Below are 17334 nucleotides of genomic sequence, written 5' to 3'. Positions count from 1 at the left end.
AGCCAACTCATTCTACCGATGCGCGGTAAGCTGCTCGTCGTCCGCTTCAATGGGAAGTCCGGGGCACTGCTCCCGGTATGGAATCGTGGGAGAGATCCACTCGCGCCAGTGCTGGCGGCTCATATTCCAGCTCAGCTTGGAGCAAAGAATATCGGCCCAGCGATCCGGCCCCGGCCATACAAAGATGTTTGACTTGTCGGCCGTGACAAAAAAGCTTGCATCCGGAGCAAGCGCAACCGAGGTGACCGGAGCCTGGTGCGCCGTGAAGCGATCACTAATCAGCTCATGGCTCAGGCCATCCCAAAGCTGTATCTGGCCGCTTCTTCCGCCAGCAAGAATCAGCCTTCCATCTCTGCTTGCATCCATTGACAGGATAGGCACCGGGTTGCGCGCGCCACGGAACCCCATGCGATATTCAAACTGGTCCAGCGTCTCGAGGCTCTTTCTTGAAAGCTGGCCCAGGGCCTTCTGCTGCCACTCAAGAATACTGCCGTCACTGCCGCCGGAAAGCAGCCACGCATGTTGGCTGTGAGCAATGGAAGTGATGCCCATGTGCTGCCCGTACAGCGTGCTTTCCTTGAAACGATTTCCGGCAATGGGACTGCGCAGGTCCACTACTCGCAGGTCTTCAAAGTTGGAACCGATTGCGAGATACCGGCCATCGTCACTGAAGGCGGCACTGTTTAGCTCATAGCCTTCCTGGCCTTTCGATGGGCTTAACCCGTTGTCTTCCGGCGTGCCGGGCGGAGGAATCATCAGAGTTGCGCGGCCTGTTGAGAGATTCCATAGCCGCACAATTCCATCGGCGCTGCCCACGGCCAGCGTCTTTCCATCCGGTGAAGAAGTAATTGAACGGATAGGCAACGTGGAATCCACCATCTCGCCGCCAATCTGTCTTCCTGAACCGGCATCCCAGCTCTTGAGAATGCCGTCATCGCCGCCGCTGATAATTACCCACTGCTTGCCTCTCTGCAGATACATGAGGCTGTGCACAGCAGAGTTGTGCGCCTTCCATGCTCGAAGCGGCATCAGGGCTACCGGTTCTACGCCCTCTCTGATATGAGGCCAAAGGGAGATGTACCCCTTGCTGTCACCTGCGGCAATGAACTTTCCATCAGGGCTGACCCCGATGACAGTCGTTGATTCATGAGACGGCTCCTGCGCAAGAAATGCGCTGGCAAAGCCGCCCGTGCTGGGATACCAGATATGAATCGACCGGTCGAGCCCAGTGGACGCAAGCCGGTTGCCGTCATGATTGAACGCCACCGCCAGGATTTGCCCGGAGTGCCCGAGCAGCGCCCCTTCCGGAAGAACCTGCATTGCCGGAGGCTCTTTTGCCGGACATGGAGCGCCAGCCTTCTCAGGACGGAACAGCCGCACAAAACCATCTCCGCCCGCGACCGCCAGGATGCCTTGGCGATTCACAGCGATGCCGTTGATGATGGCCTCCTGCGCGCTGCTCTTTTCAGTCGCACAACGGCCTTTCACATTCCAGACAAAGACACGGCCATCATTGCCGCCGGAGAAAAGAACATTCGAGTTGGAAGGAGCAAACGCGACCTGCTCAACGATAGATTCATGCCCAAGAAGCTCTTCTGGCTTTGCATTCGCGTTGTCGAGGTCTTTTGTATTCCATACTCGTATGACGCCGTCATAACCACCCGCGGCAATCCTGCTGCCATCCGGACTAATATCAACCGCCACCACTTCCGACCTGGCCGGCGTAGGCGGATGAAGCAGCTTTCCGGTGCTCACGTCCAACTCGCGCAGCATTCCGTCAGTCCCGCCAATCGCTACAAGCTCGCGGCCACCGTTGGAGCCATAAGCAATACTGTCCACATTGCCGGGCGGGCCTCCATGTTCCACGCTCGACCACTTGAGAATGCTCTTGCGCTCAGGCACATCGAAGATGCAAACCAAACCGCGGCCCGGCGCTCCATTCCTGTAGAAGCCCGCTGCAAGACGGGAACCATCAGCATTAAATGCCAGCGCCCATGCGGATTCTCCGCTGGACGGCTGCGTGCAATCGAGCGTACCGATATGGCGGTAGCTTGCTGCATCAAGCAGCCAGATGGTTCCATTGTCCGTACCTGCAGCAAGAATTTTTCCATCAGGACTGAACTGCAGACCGGGCGTAGGAATAAGCGCAGGCGTGCGAATGATGCGCGAAAGATGCCCGGACCTTTCCAGCACGTACTGCAGCGCGCTCAAGCTGGCGGATTTTGTCTGCGACAATCTCCCGTTGGTGGTGCTGAGGCGATAAGCAGCCAAAGCGCGATACATGGTCTGCTCCAGCGGCTCGCGGCCTCTGCCCAAGGCCAGCTTGCCTTCGGCCAGGCGGGATGTCTCCCAACTGACAACCGAGTTTTGCCGCAGATCCTCGGCAGCTTGCTCCTCGTTCCTGGCTCTTTGCTCCGCAGCAAGAGCTTTCTGCTCATTCAGCTCAGCGGATTTTCGCGCAAAGTCGGCCTGCTTACGGCCCTGCACTGCTTTCATCTCCGCGATTCTCTCGCCGCGCTCTGCATTCTCCGCCTGGCTCTGCAAGGTCTTCGCGTCTCGCTGCTCCTTCAATGCCCATACGGCAAAAACCATGCACAGAACAGCAATACCCAGCACCAACGCACCACACCACCGCGCCACGTCACGCTCATGCCGCAGCGCCTGGTTGTGTTTGCGCTCTCTATCACGTTCTTCCTCTGCCTCCGCCGCCTTGCGCCGCTGCTCCTCCTGCAGTGCAAGGCTTCTGCGCTGGTCTCGTGCTTTGCGCACAATCGGCACAAGCCTGTCATGAATCAGCTCAATGCGCGCCGTGTCAGTGCGGGGAACAATTCGCAGCAGACGAATCCTGTCTGTAAGCGCAGCTAACTGAATCGCGCTCAGCTTGTGCTCATCAAGCGCTTCCTGCCTCGGATAATCGCCACGGAAGCGATCACCCTGGATGAGATACGTCTCAATAAAGTGCGCAACGTCCGGCTCGCCTTGCACCTCACGGTCTTCAAGAGCGCTGTAATAAAAGCTTTCGAGAATATCCTGGCCTGTCTTCTCGACTAAATCTTTATCAATCAATTTGCCAGGCGCGCGCCGTAAGTTGAGCTGCGTACAGCACAGGCTCAACAGCACGGGCTCAATCGTCATCTCCGAGAGATCTGCGTTATCGGATTTCTGGTCGCGCTTGCCAACAAGATCGACAATGAGCGGAGCTACGCCCTTATCCAGAACAGCGCTGCCGCTTTGTTCAATTGCTTCAATAGCGCACTCTCGCGACATGGACTCAAGCCGCAGATAATTCCGCAACAATGAAGGAACCTGCTTCTCCCATGTGCGAATCTCTGGAAGAAAATCCTCGCGGAACGACAGAACAATGCAGTAGTGCTGCGATAACAAATCGAGGCGCGAACGCTTGTCCGCAGCCTCCTCACTTGCAAGCTCCGGCGGAATACGGTTTTCAATCAGGTCTGCAAGCTCATGAAAAACCTCGCTGATTAAATCGGCATTGCCTCCCGTACGCGAAAACAGCTCCTCAAACTGGTCGAAAACCAGCACCGGGGTAAGAGGAAAATTATCCGTGCTCCAGCACTCACCATTCTTACGGTGCAGATATTCCCAAAGGCTCTCGTCCGGCTGCATCGGCGGATACTCCGCACGTTCATGATCGAGCGCGGCCTGCAAATGCTTCTTGACCTGGTCCAGCGGCGCATCCTTCATGCCCTCCGCAAAATCAAGGCGCAACAACACGGGCAGATAATGCTGCGCGCGCAGCAGAGGAAAGAGACCCGCTTGCAATACAGATGTCTTTCCAAGCCCTGACTTGCCATACAAGGCCGTCAGCGGCGCAAGCCGTATCAGGCGAAGAAGCTGCTTCGCTTCCGCATCGCGCCCCTTGAAGAAATTGCTTGAAGCCTCGTCATAAGCATCCGGCCCCGGCCACGGATTTTGCGCATCCACCTTCGCGTGGCCCATGGGGACATAAACGCCATTTGGATGCTGTGCAACATTCTCCGCTTGTGCTGGTGTACTCACGGCAAGTCCTTAATTCATGGTGACTCTTTGTTTGTGTACTTCGCGCACCAACTCTGTAAACCGCTTCTTCAACACATCATCCGGAACTCCACCCGGCGCGTGGCCAAAGTCAATCTTCTTCTCGCGCCACTGGTCCACCCATCGCGAGCTGTAAAGGCTAGGCTGGCATTCGGAATCCACAACAACCGGAAGAATGAAATCGAAGTTCATCTCTTTCGTCAGGTCCGTAGCCTCATCCCATTCGCGAAAGACAAAACCCCGCATGCGTCCATCCGCCGCCTGCGAGACCAGCGGCAGAAAGTAACGGCAGCGGCGAATGCCATCAAGTATCTTGCGCTGATAATTTTCGCCGGGCTCAATGGTTCGGCGGTCATACCATAGCTCGCCTTCGGTCAACCCCTGCGCCAGCAGCGAATCGTAGAGTTGCCGCGCGCTGTCCGCATCCGTTGAACGCGAATAGCTGATGAAGAACGCCGTGCTGCGCGGCGGTGCCGTGTCCTCCGCAGGATCAACGGCCTGCGCCGCGTTGCCGCACTGCTCCGTCCATCGCCGATGCAGCTCCGCAACAAACTCCGCGGGAGAACTCTGCGACAAAATCTCCGTTTGCAGCGTGTAGCGCTGCAGAAAGCATGTAAACGATGTGTCATTTTCTTCCGGCGGCAGCGGCCCCACCAGCCATGCGCGACTTATCTTTTCCGAAAGCCGCTTCTGCGGCGGATTCGTTGCACGCAGAAAGAATCGCGCCATCCAGTCCGGAAAATTACAGCCCACCAGCAGCAGGTCGCGCTCCTGCAACTCTTCAAGAAAGACTCGCGGAACCTGCTTACCATGCGAAATGACGTTATGCGCGTACTCCAGCATGTCCTCTTCATGAATGGAAAACAAAGGAGACGCGCTCGACTTCCCAAACATGTAAAGCAGTTGCACCTCATCGGCCTGTGGCTTCCAGCCCGGAGGCAAATCTTTCGCATCACTCGTAGGCTGATTCGGCGAGTGGATAATCTCATTCACCACGGAACGCGTCTTGAGCGCCTGCGCCAGCAGGTCATCCGACGTGAGCGTTACATACAACCGGAAGCCGCTAATCTGCGCAAGCTGCCGAATAGGCTCCGGAATGGGAGATTTGCCCGCCGCGCTTTGTGCGCGAATCACGCTGCGAATGGCGTAGTGAACGCTCTCGTACAACTCCTGCGTCTTATCGCGACCCTTCTGCGTCAGCACCATGGAGACCGCTTCATTCAACTCGTGAAACAACGGCAGCGGCGCATCGCAGGGAATCCCATAGTCCTGCAGCAATTGCTTCGCAATCTCCCCTTGCAGAGAAGTATGTCCATCCGCACCCATCAGCAGGCGGCTGCCAATCACCGGCACCACCTTGCCGTCGTGAATGCGGTCAATGAGTATCTCCCACGCTCTGTCGTCCATGTTGCAACCCCGTACTGCGTCTTTCTCTGGAGTCAAAACCAATCCGGCTGCATGGTGGCCGGGGCCCATGGCATATTCGCTGGAACTCCTGATTCCTCACGCGTCGCTACGCGCAAGGCAGAGTTATCCGCTTGAGAGAGGGGAGTGTTTTTTATGTCTTTGCGGCGGTCCGTCATCGGTGCGGAAAACATCCTGCAAAAACGGCTCTACGCAACCCTGGGGAAAATGTTTCTCTATGCGTAGAAGTCTTTTGAAAACGTGATGATTCTACACCGTTTTCATTTCGGCACGCGCAAAATCTTCCGCCTTCACCGGCAGCCTCTTGATTATGGTGTTCCGGCGGCACTTAGCGTGTCATAACTTCGGTTACGGATATGCCTCTAGCCTGTGCGTACTGTCCGAACTCTTCCGTCACGTCGCCTTCACCACGAGAGTGGCCCTCCCATACGCGCACCACCGCTACGTCCTGCTTAAGCGCCGCGCCTAATGCGAGAGCTTCCTCGATGATTCTGTGACCCGCTTCGACATAAGCCTCACCCGGCCCATCGTGCAGCACAACGAGTTCTCCTCGCGCCCGCATATCGTCGATAACCGCGTCGTAAAGCGGCCCCCAGTCACCCGGCCTGTCTGTTACAGAAGTCGAGCGAAACTTTTCGCGCTCAAAGGGAAGAATCACGCGGCGGCGCAGTCCCAGCTTGCCCGCTTCTTCCAACGCCAGCAAATCTGCACCACACGCAGCAGAGCACACCAGCACCGTTGCCTCAAGCTTCCGCAGTACCTGCTGAATTCTTTGGCGGACAATCGTAATCGTTTCCGGGGTCGCAGGAAAGCGCGGCTCCTTCTGCCCCTCCGCATCGACACGCCGTCCCGCCAGCGCTACAATCATCTGCACTCCCCAGGGCCATTGTACTCAGCCTCCAACACCATGAACACAACTGTTCGCTTTGAGGAAAGCCATGCCCATTCATCCCGAACGCTGGAAAAATCTGCTGCCTCGCTACTCCGAAAGCCGCCCCCGCCGCATGCTGGCACTCGATGGCGGCGGAATCCGCGGCCTCATCACGCTCGGCATTCTCAAGCGCATAGAAGAGCTAGTCGGAAAGCCGCTGTGCGATTACTTTGACTACATTGGCGGAACCAGCACCGGCGCGATTATTGCCGCAAGCCTTGCCCGTGGCATGAGCGTGGAGCAAATCATCCAGTTTTATCAGGATTACGGAAAAAACATCTTCAAGCGTTCCCTGCTGCCAAAGTGGCTCTGGCATCTGCATCCCTCCGGCCCGCTTACCAAGCAACTGCAGGAGACCTTCGGAACCGACACTACGCTGCAGCCGGAGCATCTGAAATGCCTGCTGCTCATCGTCACAAAAAACGTCACCACAGATTCCCCGTGGCCCGTAAGCAGCAACCCCGATGCCAAGTACAACGCGCCGGGGCCGAAGTGCAATCTCAACGTGCCTCTATGGAAGCTGGTTCGCGCCAGCACCGCGGCCCCGGTCTTCTTTCCTCCGGAAGTCATGCAGTGGGACGAGTCCAATTCCTCCAGCAAAACCGTCTTCGTCGATGGCGGTGTTACGCCTTACAACAATCCGGCCTTCGCGCTGTATCGCATGGCCACGGACCCCGCCTACAGGCTCAACTGGACAAAGGGCGAGAAGAACCTGCTGCTCATCTCCGTGGGAACAGGCATCTCAGACACGCCGGGAGCAACGCCCTCTGCGCCCAACCGCAGCGTCTTCTCCACCGTGGCGGAGATTCCCGGTGACCTCATGCACGCCATGCAGGTAGATCAGGATATTTCCTGCCGCACCGTGGGCCGCTGCACCTTTGGTGCGGAGATTGATCGTGAGCTGATGGACCTTGTGCCGCGCAGCATTCAACCCGGAATGACGCTGGAACAGTGTTACGAAGCGCCGAAAATTCCACTGGAAGAAGACCAGGGCCGCAGCTTTCTCTATGCGCGCTACAACGCCGACTTGAGCGACAAGGGCCTCGTGAAGCTAGGCTTTCCAAACGTGGACTCAAAAGAGATTCAGAAAATGGATGACCCGAAGAACATCCCCGCACTGCTCAAAATTGGCGAAGCCGCAGCAAAAGACATACACCCCGAACACTTCGGAGTCTTCCTCTAAATCCACCGTGCAAACAGCATGAACCACGCACGCATCAGGCACGCGGCTCATGCTGTCCAATCGCAGCTTAAATGGAGCTCGTGCCCGCAATCCGCGCCGTAGTCTGCGCGGCCTGCTCCGCACTCTGCGCCACTTCTCTTGTTGCAACACGCTGCTCTTCCGCCGCTGCGGCAAGCTGCTGCGCCAGGCTCGACAGATCGCCCGACTCAGAATCAATCTTTCCAATTGCCTGAAAGGCCGTTGTAATATCGCCGCGAATCGTCGTCACCTTGCTCTGAATATCGCTCGTCGCGGAAGCCGTCTGCTCGGCCAGCTTCTTCACCTCGCTGGCCACTACGCTGAAGCCCTTGCCATGCGTCCCGGCACGCGCCGCCTCAATCGTCGCATTCAACGCCAGTACGGAGGTCTGCGTCGCAATCGAAGCAATCAGGTCGGCTATCCTCGCAACACCATCGCTCGACTCCTGCAGATGCTCAATTGCCGCAATGCCGTCTTTCGATGCGTCAGAAAATTTCCTCGTCGCCGACTCCACAGAAACGGCATTCCTTGCCACCTCGCCGCTCGATGACTCAATCTCCAGCGCTGCCGTTGAAACCATCTGCAACTGGCGGTTCACCTCCGACACGTGCTCGCGCACAGCCGCATTCTTCTCCTTCTCAATGTCTTCAAGGCGCTTCGTCGTCAGGCTCCAGGCCACCACCACGCCAACATATTCGCCCCTTTCATTCACAATCGCGTCGAGGTCGAGGTCCAGCTTCTCCGGCCCAAGCTGAATAATGGCGCGATGAGGAAGCTTGTGGTTCCCGTGGTGATGTTTTGCACCAAGCACATCCTCCACCTGGTCCGTGCGCTTGTGAAAGATATGAATCGAGTTGCCGACAAGCTGATCCACCGGCTTCGGCAGGTACTGCGAAAGCTCCTGCAGCGTCTTTCGCGAAGCCTTGTTGAGGTATCTCAAAATCAGGTTGCGGTCGCAAAACATCGCATTCACCGGCAAGGCATCAAACGCCGGCTTGAACCACTGCAGCGTCTCATCCGCACCGTTGGCATGCCCCATCGCCACTGGCGCTGCTGTCTCTGCTTCCGCAACGGCTGCGGAGCCGTGGCCAGTGCTCGCTGCTTCGTGCCTGCTTCCAAAGATCGTCTTACGCATGGTCTTTCCCTCGTCTTTCAAAAAAGAAGTTACAAATGGCCCGGGATGAAGCCGTCTTACGAGGCGAAAGCCTGCCCAATAAGCAAACGCGGAATGCGACCGCGCTTCAGGTTCATCATCGGTGGGAAAGGGAAGCAAGTGTGCGCATAAATTTGACGCAACGAGAAAGAGTTTCCCATAAACGGAGCACACGTTCCGTTTATGGGAAGCTCTCACTTACCCATGTGCGCTGGCTCACATGCAGACTGCCATTTGAGTGAGGCGCTATCTGCGGCGACGGTGCACTCGTGTTTGCTTGCGAACCGGCGCGGCCTTGCGGATGCGGACTGGCGGTGGCGGAGGAAGTGGCGGCAAGCCGGCAACTGCGGCAAGCAACTGGTTGGCTCCATAAAAGAGGTTGGGGCGCGGAGTCGGCGCAGCCGTGCCGGATGTAGCGAGTAGCGGCTTTTCCGCACCATCGGTAGCAGCCACAAAGATAGCCGTATGATGCGTATGGTTGATGGCGATGTAGGTCTGAAAGCCCGCCCCGCCGCCGGTCTTTTCAATGATGTGCGAAGGACTGTCCGCAGGCAGAATATGAATCCAGCCCAGGCCAATGCCGCTTGGCGCGCCTGCATGGTCAAGGCCCTGCTGGCGAATCAGCTTCGCTGGCAGCAGATAAGTAGACTGCGCCGATGGCTGTTGCGCAACAGTGGAATCGCTGAGCAGGTACTGCAGCCAGATGGCCATGTCCGTTGCCGTGGAGTAGAGACCGGAACTGCCCGCGGTCTGCTCGGTGCTGGTGCATGGGCCTTGCTCATGCGCACCTTGCAGCAGGCGACTGCATTGCACGGCATTGGGGAAATACGTCGTGTTGCGCATGTGCAGCGGGTTCAGCGTGCGCTCGGCCAGCAGCGCAGCATACTGCTCGTGCGTAGCCGCTTGCAGCGCATCGCTGAGCAAATCAAACGCCACATTGGAGTAAAGTGCAACCATTCCAGGCGTGGATTTGAGCTGCTGCCGGGGCAGCCAGCTCCAGCGCGTAGCGTGGTCCGGAAAAGTAAAGTGCGGCGTACCGCGAGGAACAGGCGTAACTTCGCGAGGAAGACCCGACGTATGCGTAGCCAGGTCTTCCAGAGTAATGGACTGAATGCGGCGCGGAACAAGAGTTCGTGCAGGGGCATAGCGCTGCAACGTGTCGCTGAGGCGAACAGTCTTGTCGGCAGCCAGCTTGGCCAGAACATCCGTAGTGAAAATTTTCGTCAGAGAACAGAGGCGAAGGACGGAATCCTGCGTAGGAAGCGTGTGCGAACCGGGCGCGGTTTCGCCGTAGCCGTGGAAGAGAACCTGGTTATCGCGGACAATGACAAGAACCATCCCGGTAGCGCCGGAGTTTTGAAAAAGCTCTTCGCCAAGTGTAGCGGCAAATTGCAAATCGGACGGCGCAGCGGTCTGTGCATATGTTGCAACACACAACAAGGCAAGAAGAAGTGCAGGGATAACTCTGGCAAGGCGCATAGCTCTGAAATCAGGTTACAGGTTGAAGGCTACAGGCGACAGTTTTTCCGTGCGAGAACTGCAACCTGTCACCTGTTTACTGCTCTTTGATTTCATAAGGAATGGAGAAGCGCCCGATTTGCAGAATAGCGCGGTCCGGCGGCCAGATGTGGAGGCTTTCCACGCGGGTTGTGCCGGTTATGCGATGAGCAGCAGCGGTGCCAACTAACGCACCGGTAGCGGCTACGTTGAAATGCACGCTGAGCACTTCGCCGTCGTCGGAGCGGGTCCAGCCAAAGGCATAGTCGCCGGGCTTGAAGAGAATGCCACCAATAGCGATGGGAGCTTGCACAACCATGTAATGCGAGTACTTGCCTTCTGCCGAATATCCCGCGGTGAGCAGAACAACTCCGGCAATGTAGTGACCGTGGCTGTCCACGATGCCGGTAGCGGTGCGCATCTCGGTTTCAATGTGTTCTTTTTCTACAGGAGCGCGGTCCGGAAGAATCGACGCAAGCTGCGCAGGCGTGGCCTGATGCCATGTTGCATGGCGCTGCGCGGAAGCGGAGAGGCTGGCGAAGAGTGCGGCACAGAAAAAAACAATGGCGCGGTTCAAACGAGATTCCTCAGGGGCTAAAGTCCTAGTCCTGACTCAAGCTTATCCGCACGGCGGAAGCCATGCCCTGTTACAAGTCTCCGTCTCTTCTTTTTTGTCTCAGCTCTTCTTGCGAAGGGACTCCAGCGGAACAATGCCGCGTTGAATAGCAGCGGTTGCTGCCTGCGTGCGGTCGGTTACGCCCAGCTTGCCCAGAAGGCTGTTGATATGCGTCTTCACCGTAGCCTCGGAGATTTCCAGCTCGGAGGCAATCTCCTTGTTACTTTTGCCATGAACAATCTGTTCCAGCACATCGAACTCGCGCTGCGTCAGCTCTTCTGTGCCGATGCGTTCGGCAAGGCGCTGCGCCACGGCAGCGGGAATATGCTGTTTCCCTGCATGAACAGCATGAATGGTGGAGATTAGCTCTTCGCTCGTCATGCCCTTGAGCAGGTAGGCTCGCGCACCGGCCTGCAGGGCGCGATAGATGTCTTCGTCGCCGTCATAAGTGGTAAGGACAATGAAGCGCGAGCCGGGGGTTTCCATGCGGATGCGCTCAATGACTTCGACGCCCGAGAGACGCGGCAGGCGAAGGTCCACAAGCGTGATGTCAGGCTGGTGCTTGCGGATTTGCGTAATGGCTTCCACACCGTCGGCGGCCTGGCTCACAACTTCAATACCATCGGCAACATTGAGCAAGGCAATCAGTCCGGCGCGGACAACATGATGGTCTTCGACAACTACAACTCGGATTGACTCGGTAGGCACAGTGCTATCCATTATGCGCGATTGTGGCAGGGATGGGTGGAGAAGGGAATCCATCGGTGGGTGGAGGAAGAGAGCCTTTAGCTGTTAGCTCTTAGCTTTTAGCTCGGAAGTGGAAGAACGAGAGGGAGTGTTATTCCACCCATGCGACAACAAGATGGCGCATGGATGGCGCACCCAGCTTTGTTCTCGCGACAATTAGCTAGAAGCTAAGGGCTAGGAGCTAATAGCTGTCATTTGGTCGGCAGCGTCAGCCGGATGGTTGTTCCCTCGCCCGGCGTGCTGGTCAGCGTGAGGGTCGCGCCAATGGACTCCGCGCGCTCACGCATCCCGGTCAGGCCGTAGTGCCCCTGCGGGGACTCAATACCTGCAGCGGGAGCGCTAAAGCCTCGGCCATCGTCGCGGATTTCCAGTTCAATTTCCGCCGGATGGTAGTTAAGTTGCACCCACAGATGCCCTGCTCTGGCATGGCGTGTGGCATTCTGGATGGCCTCCTCGGCGATGCGGAGGATTTCCTGCTCCGGATTGGAGCCAGCGGTTTTCGCCAGCGAGCGGTACGCGCCATAAATTGCAAATTGCGCAGTGAGGGTGGAGCTTCCGGCCTGCTCGGTGATGCGGCGAAGGCGAACAGGGAGGGTCGTTTCACCCGAGTCCTCAGAGCGCAGCGCCCAGATAGACTGGCGCGCGTCAGCGAGGCCTTCGCGGACGGACTCGCGAGTAGCGTCGAGTGTCTGTTGCGCGGCGTCCAGGCGATTTCTACGTAGAAGCTCAGCCAGCACTTCCAACTGCACGCTTACGCCTACATAGCCTTGGGCCAGCGTGTCGTGGATTTCACGGGCGATGCGCCCACGTTCGGCCAGAACTGCCTGAAACTCGCGCTCAACGCGGCTAAGGCGGTACCGGATAACAAAAATAGCAAGCAGCACAAGCGCAAGAACAAGCGCGGCATAGAACCAGGGTGTCTGGTAGTAATGCGGGCGCAGCTCGAAGGCAAGCGAGGCTCCGGTGGTGTTCCAGACGCCGTCATTGTTGGCGGCCTGCACGCGGAAGGTGTATTTCCCCGGCGGAATGTTGGTGTAATACGCCGTTCGGCGAGTGGCGGCCTCGGTCCATGTTTTGTCGAAGCCTTCCAGCATGTAGCGATAGCGAACTTTTTGCGGAGCGGTAAAGCTGAGCGCGGCGTAGTCAAACTGGAAGTGGACGTGTTCGGCGGCAACCTGCAGAGGCGCATTGGAGGCGCCGGTTGGGCCGTGGCCAAGACTGACGGGCTGGTCGAAGTCGTCTACGGCGAAGCGCTCGATGACGACAGGCGGCGGGACGGAGTTGACCGGGAAACGCGCCGGGCTGAGCGTCAACAGGCCTTTGGGTGTAGCGAAAAAGATGGTTCCGGAGGCGCTGCGGATAGCAGAGGGGTGGCCCATGGCGGCGGTCTGGCGGCTGCGCAAACCGTCCGAGGGGCCGAACTCCACCCAGTTGGGGCAGGAGGTGGGCGGGTGCGCGGGATTGATGGAGCCGATATCGCAACGCGCGATGCCGCCGGTGGTGGTGAGCCAGAGATGACCGAGGCCGTCCTCAAGAATGGCATGAATGCCAGTGGTTTCTATGCCGCCTTTGGCGTCAGGGTGGGCAATGGGATGAAAGGTGCTGCCATTCCAGAGGTTCCAGCCGTGGTCTTCTGTGCCGATGAAGAGCGTGCCGTCGGGCCGCGCAAGCAAAGCGGTGATGACGTTGCTGGAAAGTCCGCTGGCTGTGGTGTAGGTAGTGATTTTGCCACCGCGAATGCAGCTGAGGCCGCCAAGCGTAGCCACCCATAAATCGCCATGGGCATCCCGCGTCATTGCGCCGACGAAGTTGGAGCCGAGTCCGTTGGCAGTAGTGTAAATCCGGCTGTTGGCAATTTCGCGGCCGTCGGAATCGAAGGTCCAGTGAGCCAATCCGCGGCGTGTGCCAATCCACAGGGAGCCATCTTTATCCACGCGCAGCGAGCGGATAAAGTCGTCAGGAAGCCCATCGGCAGAAGTGTAGGCATCTATCGCCGAACCCCGGACACGGTTAAGGCCGTCGGGAGTGCCAACCCAAAGATCATTGTTGGGCCCGGCTGCAAGCGAGAGGATGACTTTGCTGAGCAGGCCGAAGTGGAGCGAGTAGATGGATGGTTCGCCGGGCTTGGTCACCTGATTGGGAGGCGGGGTGAGCCGGATGGCGTTGAGGCTGCCGCCGTTGGTGCCGACCCAGAGGCGGCCAGCGGAGTCCTGCGTAATGGCGGTGATCGAGTCGGAACTGAGGCCTTCGCGAGCACCGATGTAGCTGAAGCGCTGGTCGCGGAGGACGTGGAGGCCGCTGGTCTCCGTGCCGACCCAGAGATTGCCTTCGCGGTCTTCGAGCAGGTTGAGAACGGAGGCGATGGCCAGGGGGTCTGTCTGCGGCAGGCGGTCGAGTTTGCCTGCTGACTTGTCTGGAACCCAGCGGGCAAGACCGCGGTTGGTTCCTATCCAGAGTGCGCCCTGCGAGTCTACGAGCAGGGCCTGGATGCGGGTGCCGGGGAGCTGTTTGCCTGCTTCGAAGCGGGTTTCGGTTTTGTTAGCGCGGACGAGGGTGAGGACGCCTTGCGAGGCCCTTGCGGTATCTCCGCTGGGGAAGATGACGTGGAGCTGGTTGTTCTCAAGAGCGGATGGGATCGGGATAACGCGGATTCCATCCAAGCGGGCCGGACCGTTGTCGGTATCAATGACTATGCCGCCGTTGGTTGCGGGAATGAGGGCGCGAACAGAGTTGCCCGGCAGTCCCTGGGCGATGGTAAAGACAGTGAGCACACCGCGGTCGAGGCGGGCGAGGCCATCGCCGGTGCCGATCCAGAGAGCACCATCGGGGGCGGCGAGCAGGGCGCGGATGTCATTGCCGGGGAGAGCGGGTTTGGAGTTGCGGTCAAAGACGGCAAATTGCACACCGTCGAAGCGGACGAGGCCGGCTTCGGTCCCGAGCCAGAGAAAACCGTCGGCCGTTTGCGCCATGGCCTGGATGGTGTTCTGCGGGAGGCCGTTTTCCATCACCCAGCTCTGCCGGTTGAGATTGGCAAGAGGGGTGGTGGGTTCAAGGGCACGGGTAGGAATGGGAGTGAACAGGAATGCGAAAAGCCACGCAGCTATCCCACATCTCCAAATTCGGGAGAGGTGAGGCACCCAAATCTCGGGAAAAGACTTGCGCGGCATGAGGGGAATGATAGCGGATAAGTGGCTGATTTTGCGGTAAACTAAGAGACGGCAGGAGGACCGGGCGGTCGCTGCCGGGAGCCGTTACCGCGGCAACCGGGGGAGGAAAGTCCGAACTCCGCAGGGCAGTGTGCCGGATAACGTCCGGGACGCGGGCGTCAAGGCCCGTGGACGGCCAGTGCCACAGAGAAGATACCGCCCCAGCAAGACCGGGGTAAGGGTGAAAAGGTGCGGTAAGAGCGCACCGCTCTGACGGTAACGCCAGAGGCAGGGTAAACCCCACACGGAGCAAGACCAAATAGGGAGGAAAGCGCGTCTCGTAGAGCCACGGGCGTGCTCCGCACCGGCCCGGTGCGGCAAGGCGGCTCGAGCAAGTGCCGAAACCTCCGGGTAGGTCGCTGATGAGTGTCCGCGGTGACGCGGCGCCTAGAGGAATGACCGCCGCGAAGCTCTTTGAGCTTCGTACAGAATTCGGCTTATAAAGTCCTTTTGCCGAATGTGAACGGCCCCGTTCAGGTAGACGCCTGGCGGGGCCGAGCCATTTTGAGCTTCGTCTCTCATCTCTATTACGTAGAGATATTTCCCTTCGCCATAAAGATTTTCATGGCATGTGCAGCGGCTTCGGGCTACAGTCTGGAATTATGACCCACAACAGCCGCCGCTCCTTTCTGCGCAACACCGCTGTCCTCGCTGGCGCTTTCTCCGCCAACAGCCTCTTTCAGCAGGCGCACGCGGCGGAGTTCTCCACCGCTTCTGCCGCACTCACCGGCCTGAGCGCCACAGACGCCGCGCAGAACGAAGACTACTGGAGCGTGATTCAGCGCGGATATTCCGTGGACCCCAACCTCATCAATCTCAACAACGGCGGCGTCTCTCCCGCGCCTATCGTTGTGCAGCAGGCCGTCGAGCGCTACAACCAGATGGCCAACGAAGGTCCGTCCTATTACATGTGGCAGATTATGGACCAGGGCCGCGAGCCGCTGCGTGAAAAGCTTGCCCGTCTCGCCGGTGCCGACCCGAACGAAATTGCCATCAACCGCAACTCCACCGAAGCGCTCAACACCATGATTTTCGGCATGGAGCTAAAGCCAGGCGAGGAAGTCATTGGGGCAGTGCAGGACTACCCCAACATGATTAACGCCTACAAGCAACGGGCCATGCGCGAAGGGATTGTCTACAAGCAGATCAATTTTGATTTGCCGATGGAAGATGACGAGGCCATCGTAAAGGCGTATGAGCAGATGATTACGCCAAAGACGAAGCTGATTCACGTAACGCACATGGTCAACCTGATGGGCCAGATTATGCCGGTGGCAAAAATCTCCGCCATGGCTCACGCACACGGCATTGAGGTAATCTGCGACGGTGCGCACTCGTTCGGCCTGATGGACTTCAAAGTGCCTGACCTTGGCTGCGACTACTTTGGCACCAGCCTGCACAAATTCCTCTCCGCGCCCATCGGCAGCGGCATGCTGTGGATGAAGAAGGAGCACATCGCAAAAATATATCCGCTCACCTGCGCAAACGACCCGCACTCGGCGGACATCCGCAAGTTTGAGCAACTGGGCACGCGCTCGTTTCCGCTGGAGCAGGGCATTGGCGAGGCTATCAACTTTCACGTGGGCATTGGGCCAAAGCGCAAGGAAGAACGCATCCGCTATCTGAAGGACTACTGGGCGAAGCAGGTGCACGAGATTCCGAAGGTAAAGCTCTACACCTCACTCGATGCACGCTACTCCTGCGCAATTTGCGGCGTCGGAATTGAAGGCATGAAGCCCTATGACGTGGCGCAAGCGCTGTTTACCCAGTACAAGATTCATGTCGTAGCGATTTCTCACGGCAAGATTCAGTGCGTACGCGTCACCCCGCACGTTTATACGCAGATTGCGGACCTGGACAAGCTGGTAAGCGCAATCCGCACACTGGCCGTATAACTCCCGCCACCCCACAAATCTCCCGTGCCCCATCCTTGCGGCTTTTTTCTTCCGCACCGGGGCCCCCGGCGAGCGATTTGTGCTCGCTAGGGTGGAGAAGGGTGGGATGAACTCCCACCAGACTTGAGCCTCGTATCAGGGCACGACTTCAGTCGTGCCGAAAAAGCCACTAGTAGTACCGGGCTTCAGCCCCCACGTTTTTCCTTATCCGCAAGCATGCAAAATAAATCCCAAATCTGTGGATAACTCTTGCGCTCAATTAACCCCATATATGCCATACTCAAAATCACCAACAAGAAAGCCCGGTTCTGACGAACCGGGCTTTCTGTCTTTCCAGACCACAAAAAAGTTTTTTCGCGCTATTTTTTCTGAAAAGTAACCACTTTTCAGAAACCTGTTAACCAATCAATAAGCACCAAGTTCCGCACCTAACCAATTGATTTAAAACGCATTACGAGAAAGCCAACAGCACCGGGCGCATTAGAAACAAAAAGCAGGCCGGGGATTTATCCCCGGCAATCAAGGCCAAAAGAAAGCACTGAGGCTTTAGCCCCTGAGACATGTTTTTGAATCTCTGCGCATCAGGCAGGAGGCCCCCCTCTTGATACCGGGACTGTGAAACTGT

10 protein-coding genes and 1 other RNA gene are annotated in these 17334 nt (G+C 57.9%); 3 read left to right on the top strand and 8 right to left on the bottom strand.

Annotated elements, in window-relative coordinates:
* Positions 1–12: 12 nt before the first annotated feature.
* From AC5S3R_RS19280 to AC5S3R_RS19270, 3 genes are all read right to left on the bottom strand, one after another.
* Positions 13–4020: a WD40 repeat domain-containing protein gene (locus AC5S3R_RS19280; protein WP_494268820.1), complete on the bottom strand. Its 4008-nt coding sequence runs from the start codon at positions 4018–4020 to the stop codon at positions 13–15.
* Positions 4021–4029: 9 nt separating this feature from the next.
* On the bottom strand, positions 4030–5445 hold the full coding sequence (locus AC5S3R_RS19275; RefSeq protein ID WP_494268819.1) for a toll/interleukin-1 receptor domain-containing protein: 1416 nt from the start codon (positions 5443–5445) through the stop codon (positions 4030–4032).
* A 346-nt stretch (positions 5446–5791) separates the two neighbouring features.
* A complete protein-coding gene (locus AC5S3R_RS19270) occupies positions 5792–6331 on the bottom strand; it encodes a hypothetical protein (RefSeq protein ID WP_494268818.1) in 540 nt (179 codons plus the stop codon).
* Positions 6332–6401: 70 nt separating this feature from the next.
* On the opposite strand from AC5S3R_RS19270, the gene AC5S3R_RS19265 reads away from it, so the two are divergent.
* Positions 6402–7577: a patatin-like phospholipase family protein gene (locus tag AC5S3R_RS19265; RefSeq protein ID WP_494268817.1), complete on the top strand. Its 1176-nt coding sequence runs from the start codon at positions 6402–6404 to the stop codon at positions 7575–7577.
* A gap of 67 nt (positions 7578–7644) precedes the next feature.
* On the opposite strand, the gene AC5S3R_RS19260 is transcribed toward AC5S3R_RS19265, so the two are convergent.
* From AC5S3R_RS19260 to AC5S3R_RS19240, 5 genes are all read right to left on the bottom strand, one after another.
* Complete coding sequence (locus tag AC5S3R_RS19260; RefSeq protein WP_494268816.1) at positions 7645–8730, bottom strand: methyl-accepting chemotaxis protein; 1086 nt, start codon at positions 8728–8730, stop codon at positions 7645–7647.
* Positions 8731–8994: 264 nt separating this feature from the next.
* Complete coding sequence (ampH, locus tag AC5S3R_RS19255) at positions 8995–10227, bottom strand: D-alanyl-D-alanine-carboxypeptidase/endopeptidase AmpH (RefSeq protein ID WP_494268815.1); 1233 nt, start codon at positions 10225–10227, stop codon at positions 8995–8997.
* Between the two features lie 76 nt (positions 10228–10303).
* Positions 10304–10822 carry a hypothetical protein gene (locus tag AC5S3R_RS19250; RefSeq protein WP_494268814.1) on the bottom strand — a complete coding sequence of 173 codons (519 nt, stop codon included), beginning with the start codon at positions 10820–10822 and terminating at the stop codon, positions 10304–10306.
* 99 nt (positions 10823–10921) lie between these two features.
* Positions 10922–11569: a response regulator gene (locus tag AC5S3R_RS19245; protein WP_494268813.1), complete on the bottom strand. Its 648-nt coding sequence runs from the start codon at positions 11567–11569 to the stop codon at positions 10922–10924.
* A gap of 230 nt (positions 11570–11799) precedes the next feature.
* On the bottom strand, positions 11800–14613 hold the full coding sequence (locus tag AC5S3R_RS19240; protein ID WP_494268812.1) for a sensor histidine kinase: 2814 nt from the start codon (positions 14611–14613) through the stop codon (positions 11800–11802).
* A gap of 214 nt (positions 14614–14827) precedes the next feature.
* Between AC5S3R_RS19240 and rnpB the strand changes: the two genes are divergently transcribed.
* Positions 14828–15271, top strand: an RNA gene (rnpB, locus tag AC5S3R_RS19235) — RNase P RNA component class A.
* 145 nt (positions 15272–15416) lie between these two features.
* Positions 15417–16709 (top strand): aminotransferase class V-fold PLP-dependent enzyme, encoded by a 1293-nt coding sequence (locus tag AC5S3R_RS19230; protein WP_494268811.1) that lies wholly within the window; start codon positions 15417–15419, stop codon positions 16707–16709.
* Positions 16710–17334 lie beyond the last annotated feature (625 nt).

Source organism: Occallatibacter sp. FHG110214_02 (genome assembly GCF_059115385.1).
Note: the sequence above shows the minus strand (reverse complement) of the source record. Positions and strands in the feature narration are given on the sequence as shown.

Excerpts from the sequence above, each read along its gene's own strand:
- AC5S3R_RS19275 (WP_494268819.1), bottom strand. The coding sequence starts at position 5,445 with ATGGACGACAGAGCGTGGGAGATACTCATTGACCGCATTCACGACGGC.
- AC5S3R_RS19270 (WP_494268818.1), bottom strand. The coding sequence starts at position 6,331 with ATGATTGTAGCGCTGGCGGGACGGCGTGTCGATGCGGAGGGGCAGAAG.
- AC5S3R_RS19265 (WP_494268817.1), top strand. The coding sequence starts at position 6,402 with ATGCCCATTCATCCCGAACGCTGGAAAAATCTGCTGCCTCGCTACTCC.
- AC5S3R_RS19260 (WP_494268816.1), bottom strand. The coding sequence starts at position 8,730 with ATGCGTAAGACGATCTTTGGAAGCAGGCACGAAGCAGCGAGCACTGGC.
- ampH (WP_494268815.1), bottom strand. The coding sequence starts at position 10,227 with ATGCGCCTTGCCAGAGTTATCCCTGCACTTCTTCTTGCCTTGTTGTGT.
- AC5S3R_RS19240 (WP_494268812.1), bottom strand. The coding sequence starts at position 14,613 with ATGGAAAACGGCCTCCCGCAGAACACCATCCAGGCCATGGCGCAAACG.
- AC5S3R_RS19230 (WP_494268811.1), top strand. The coding sequence starts at position 15,417 with ATGACCCACAACAGCCGCCGCTCCTTTCTGCGCAACACCGCTGTCCTC.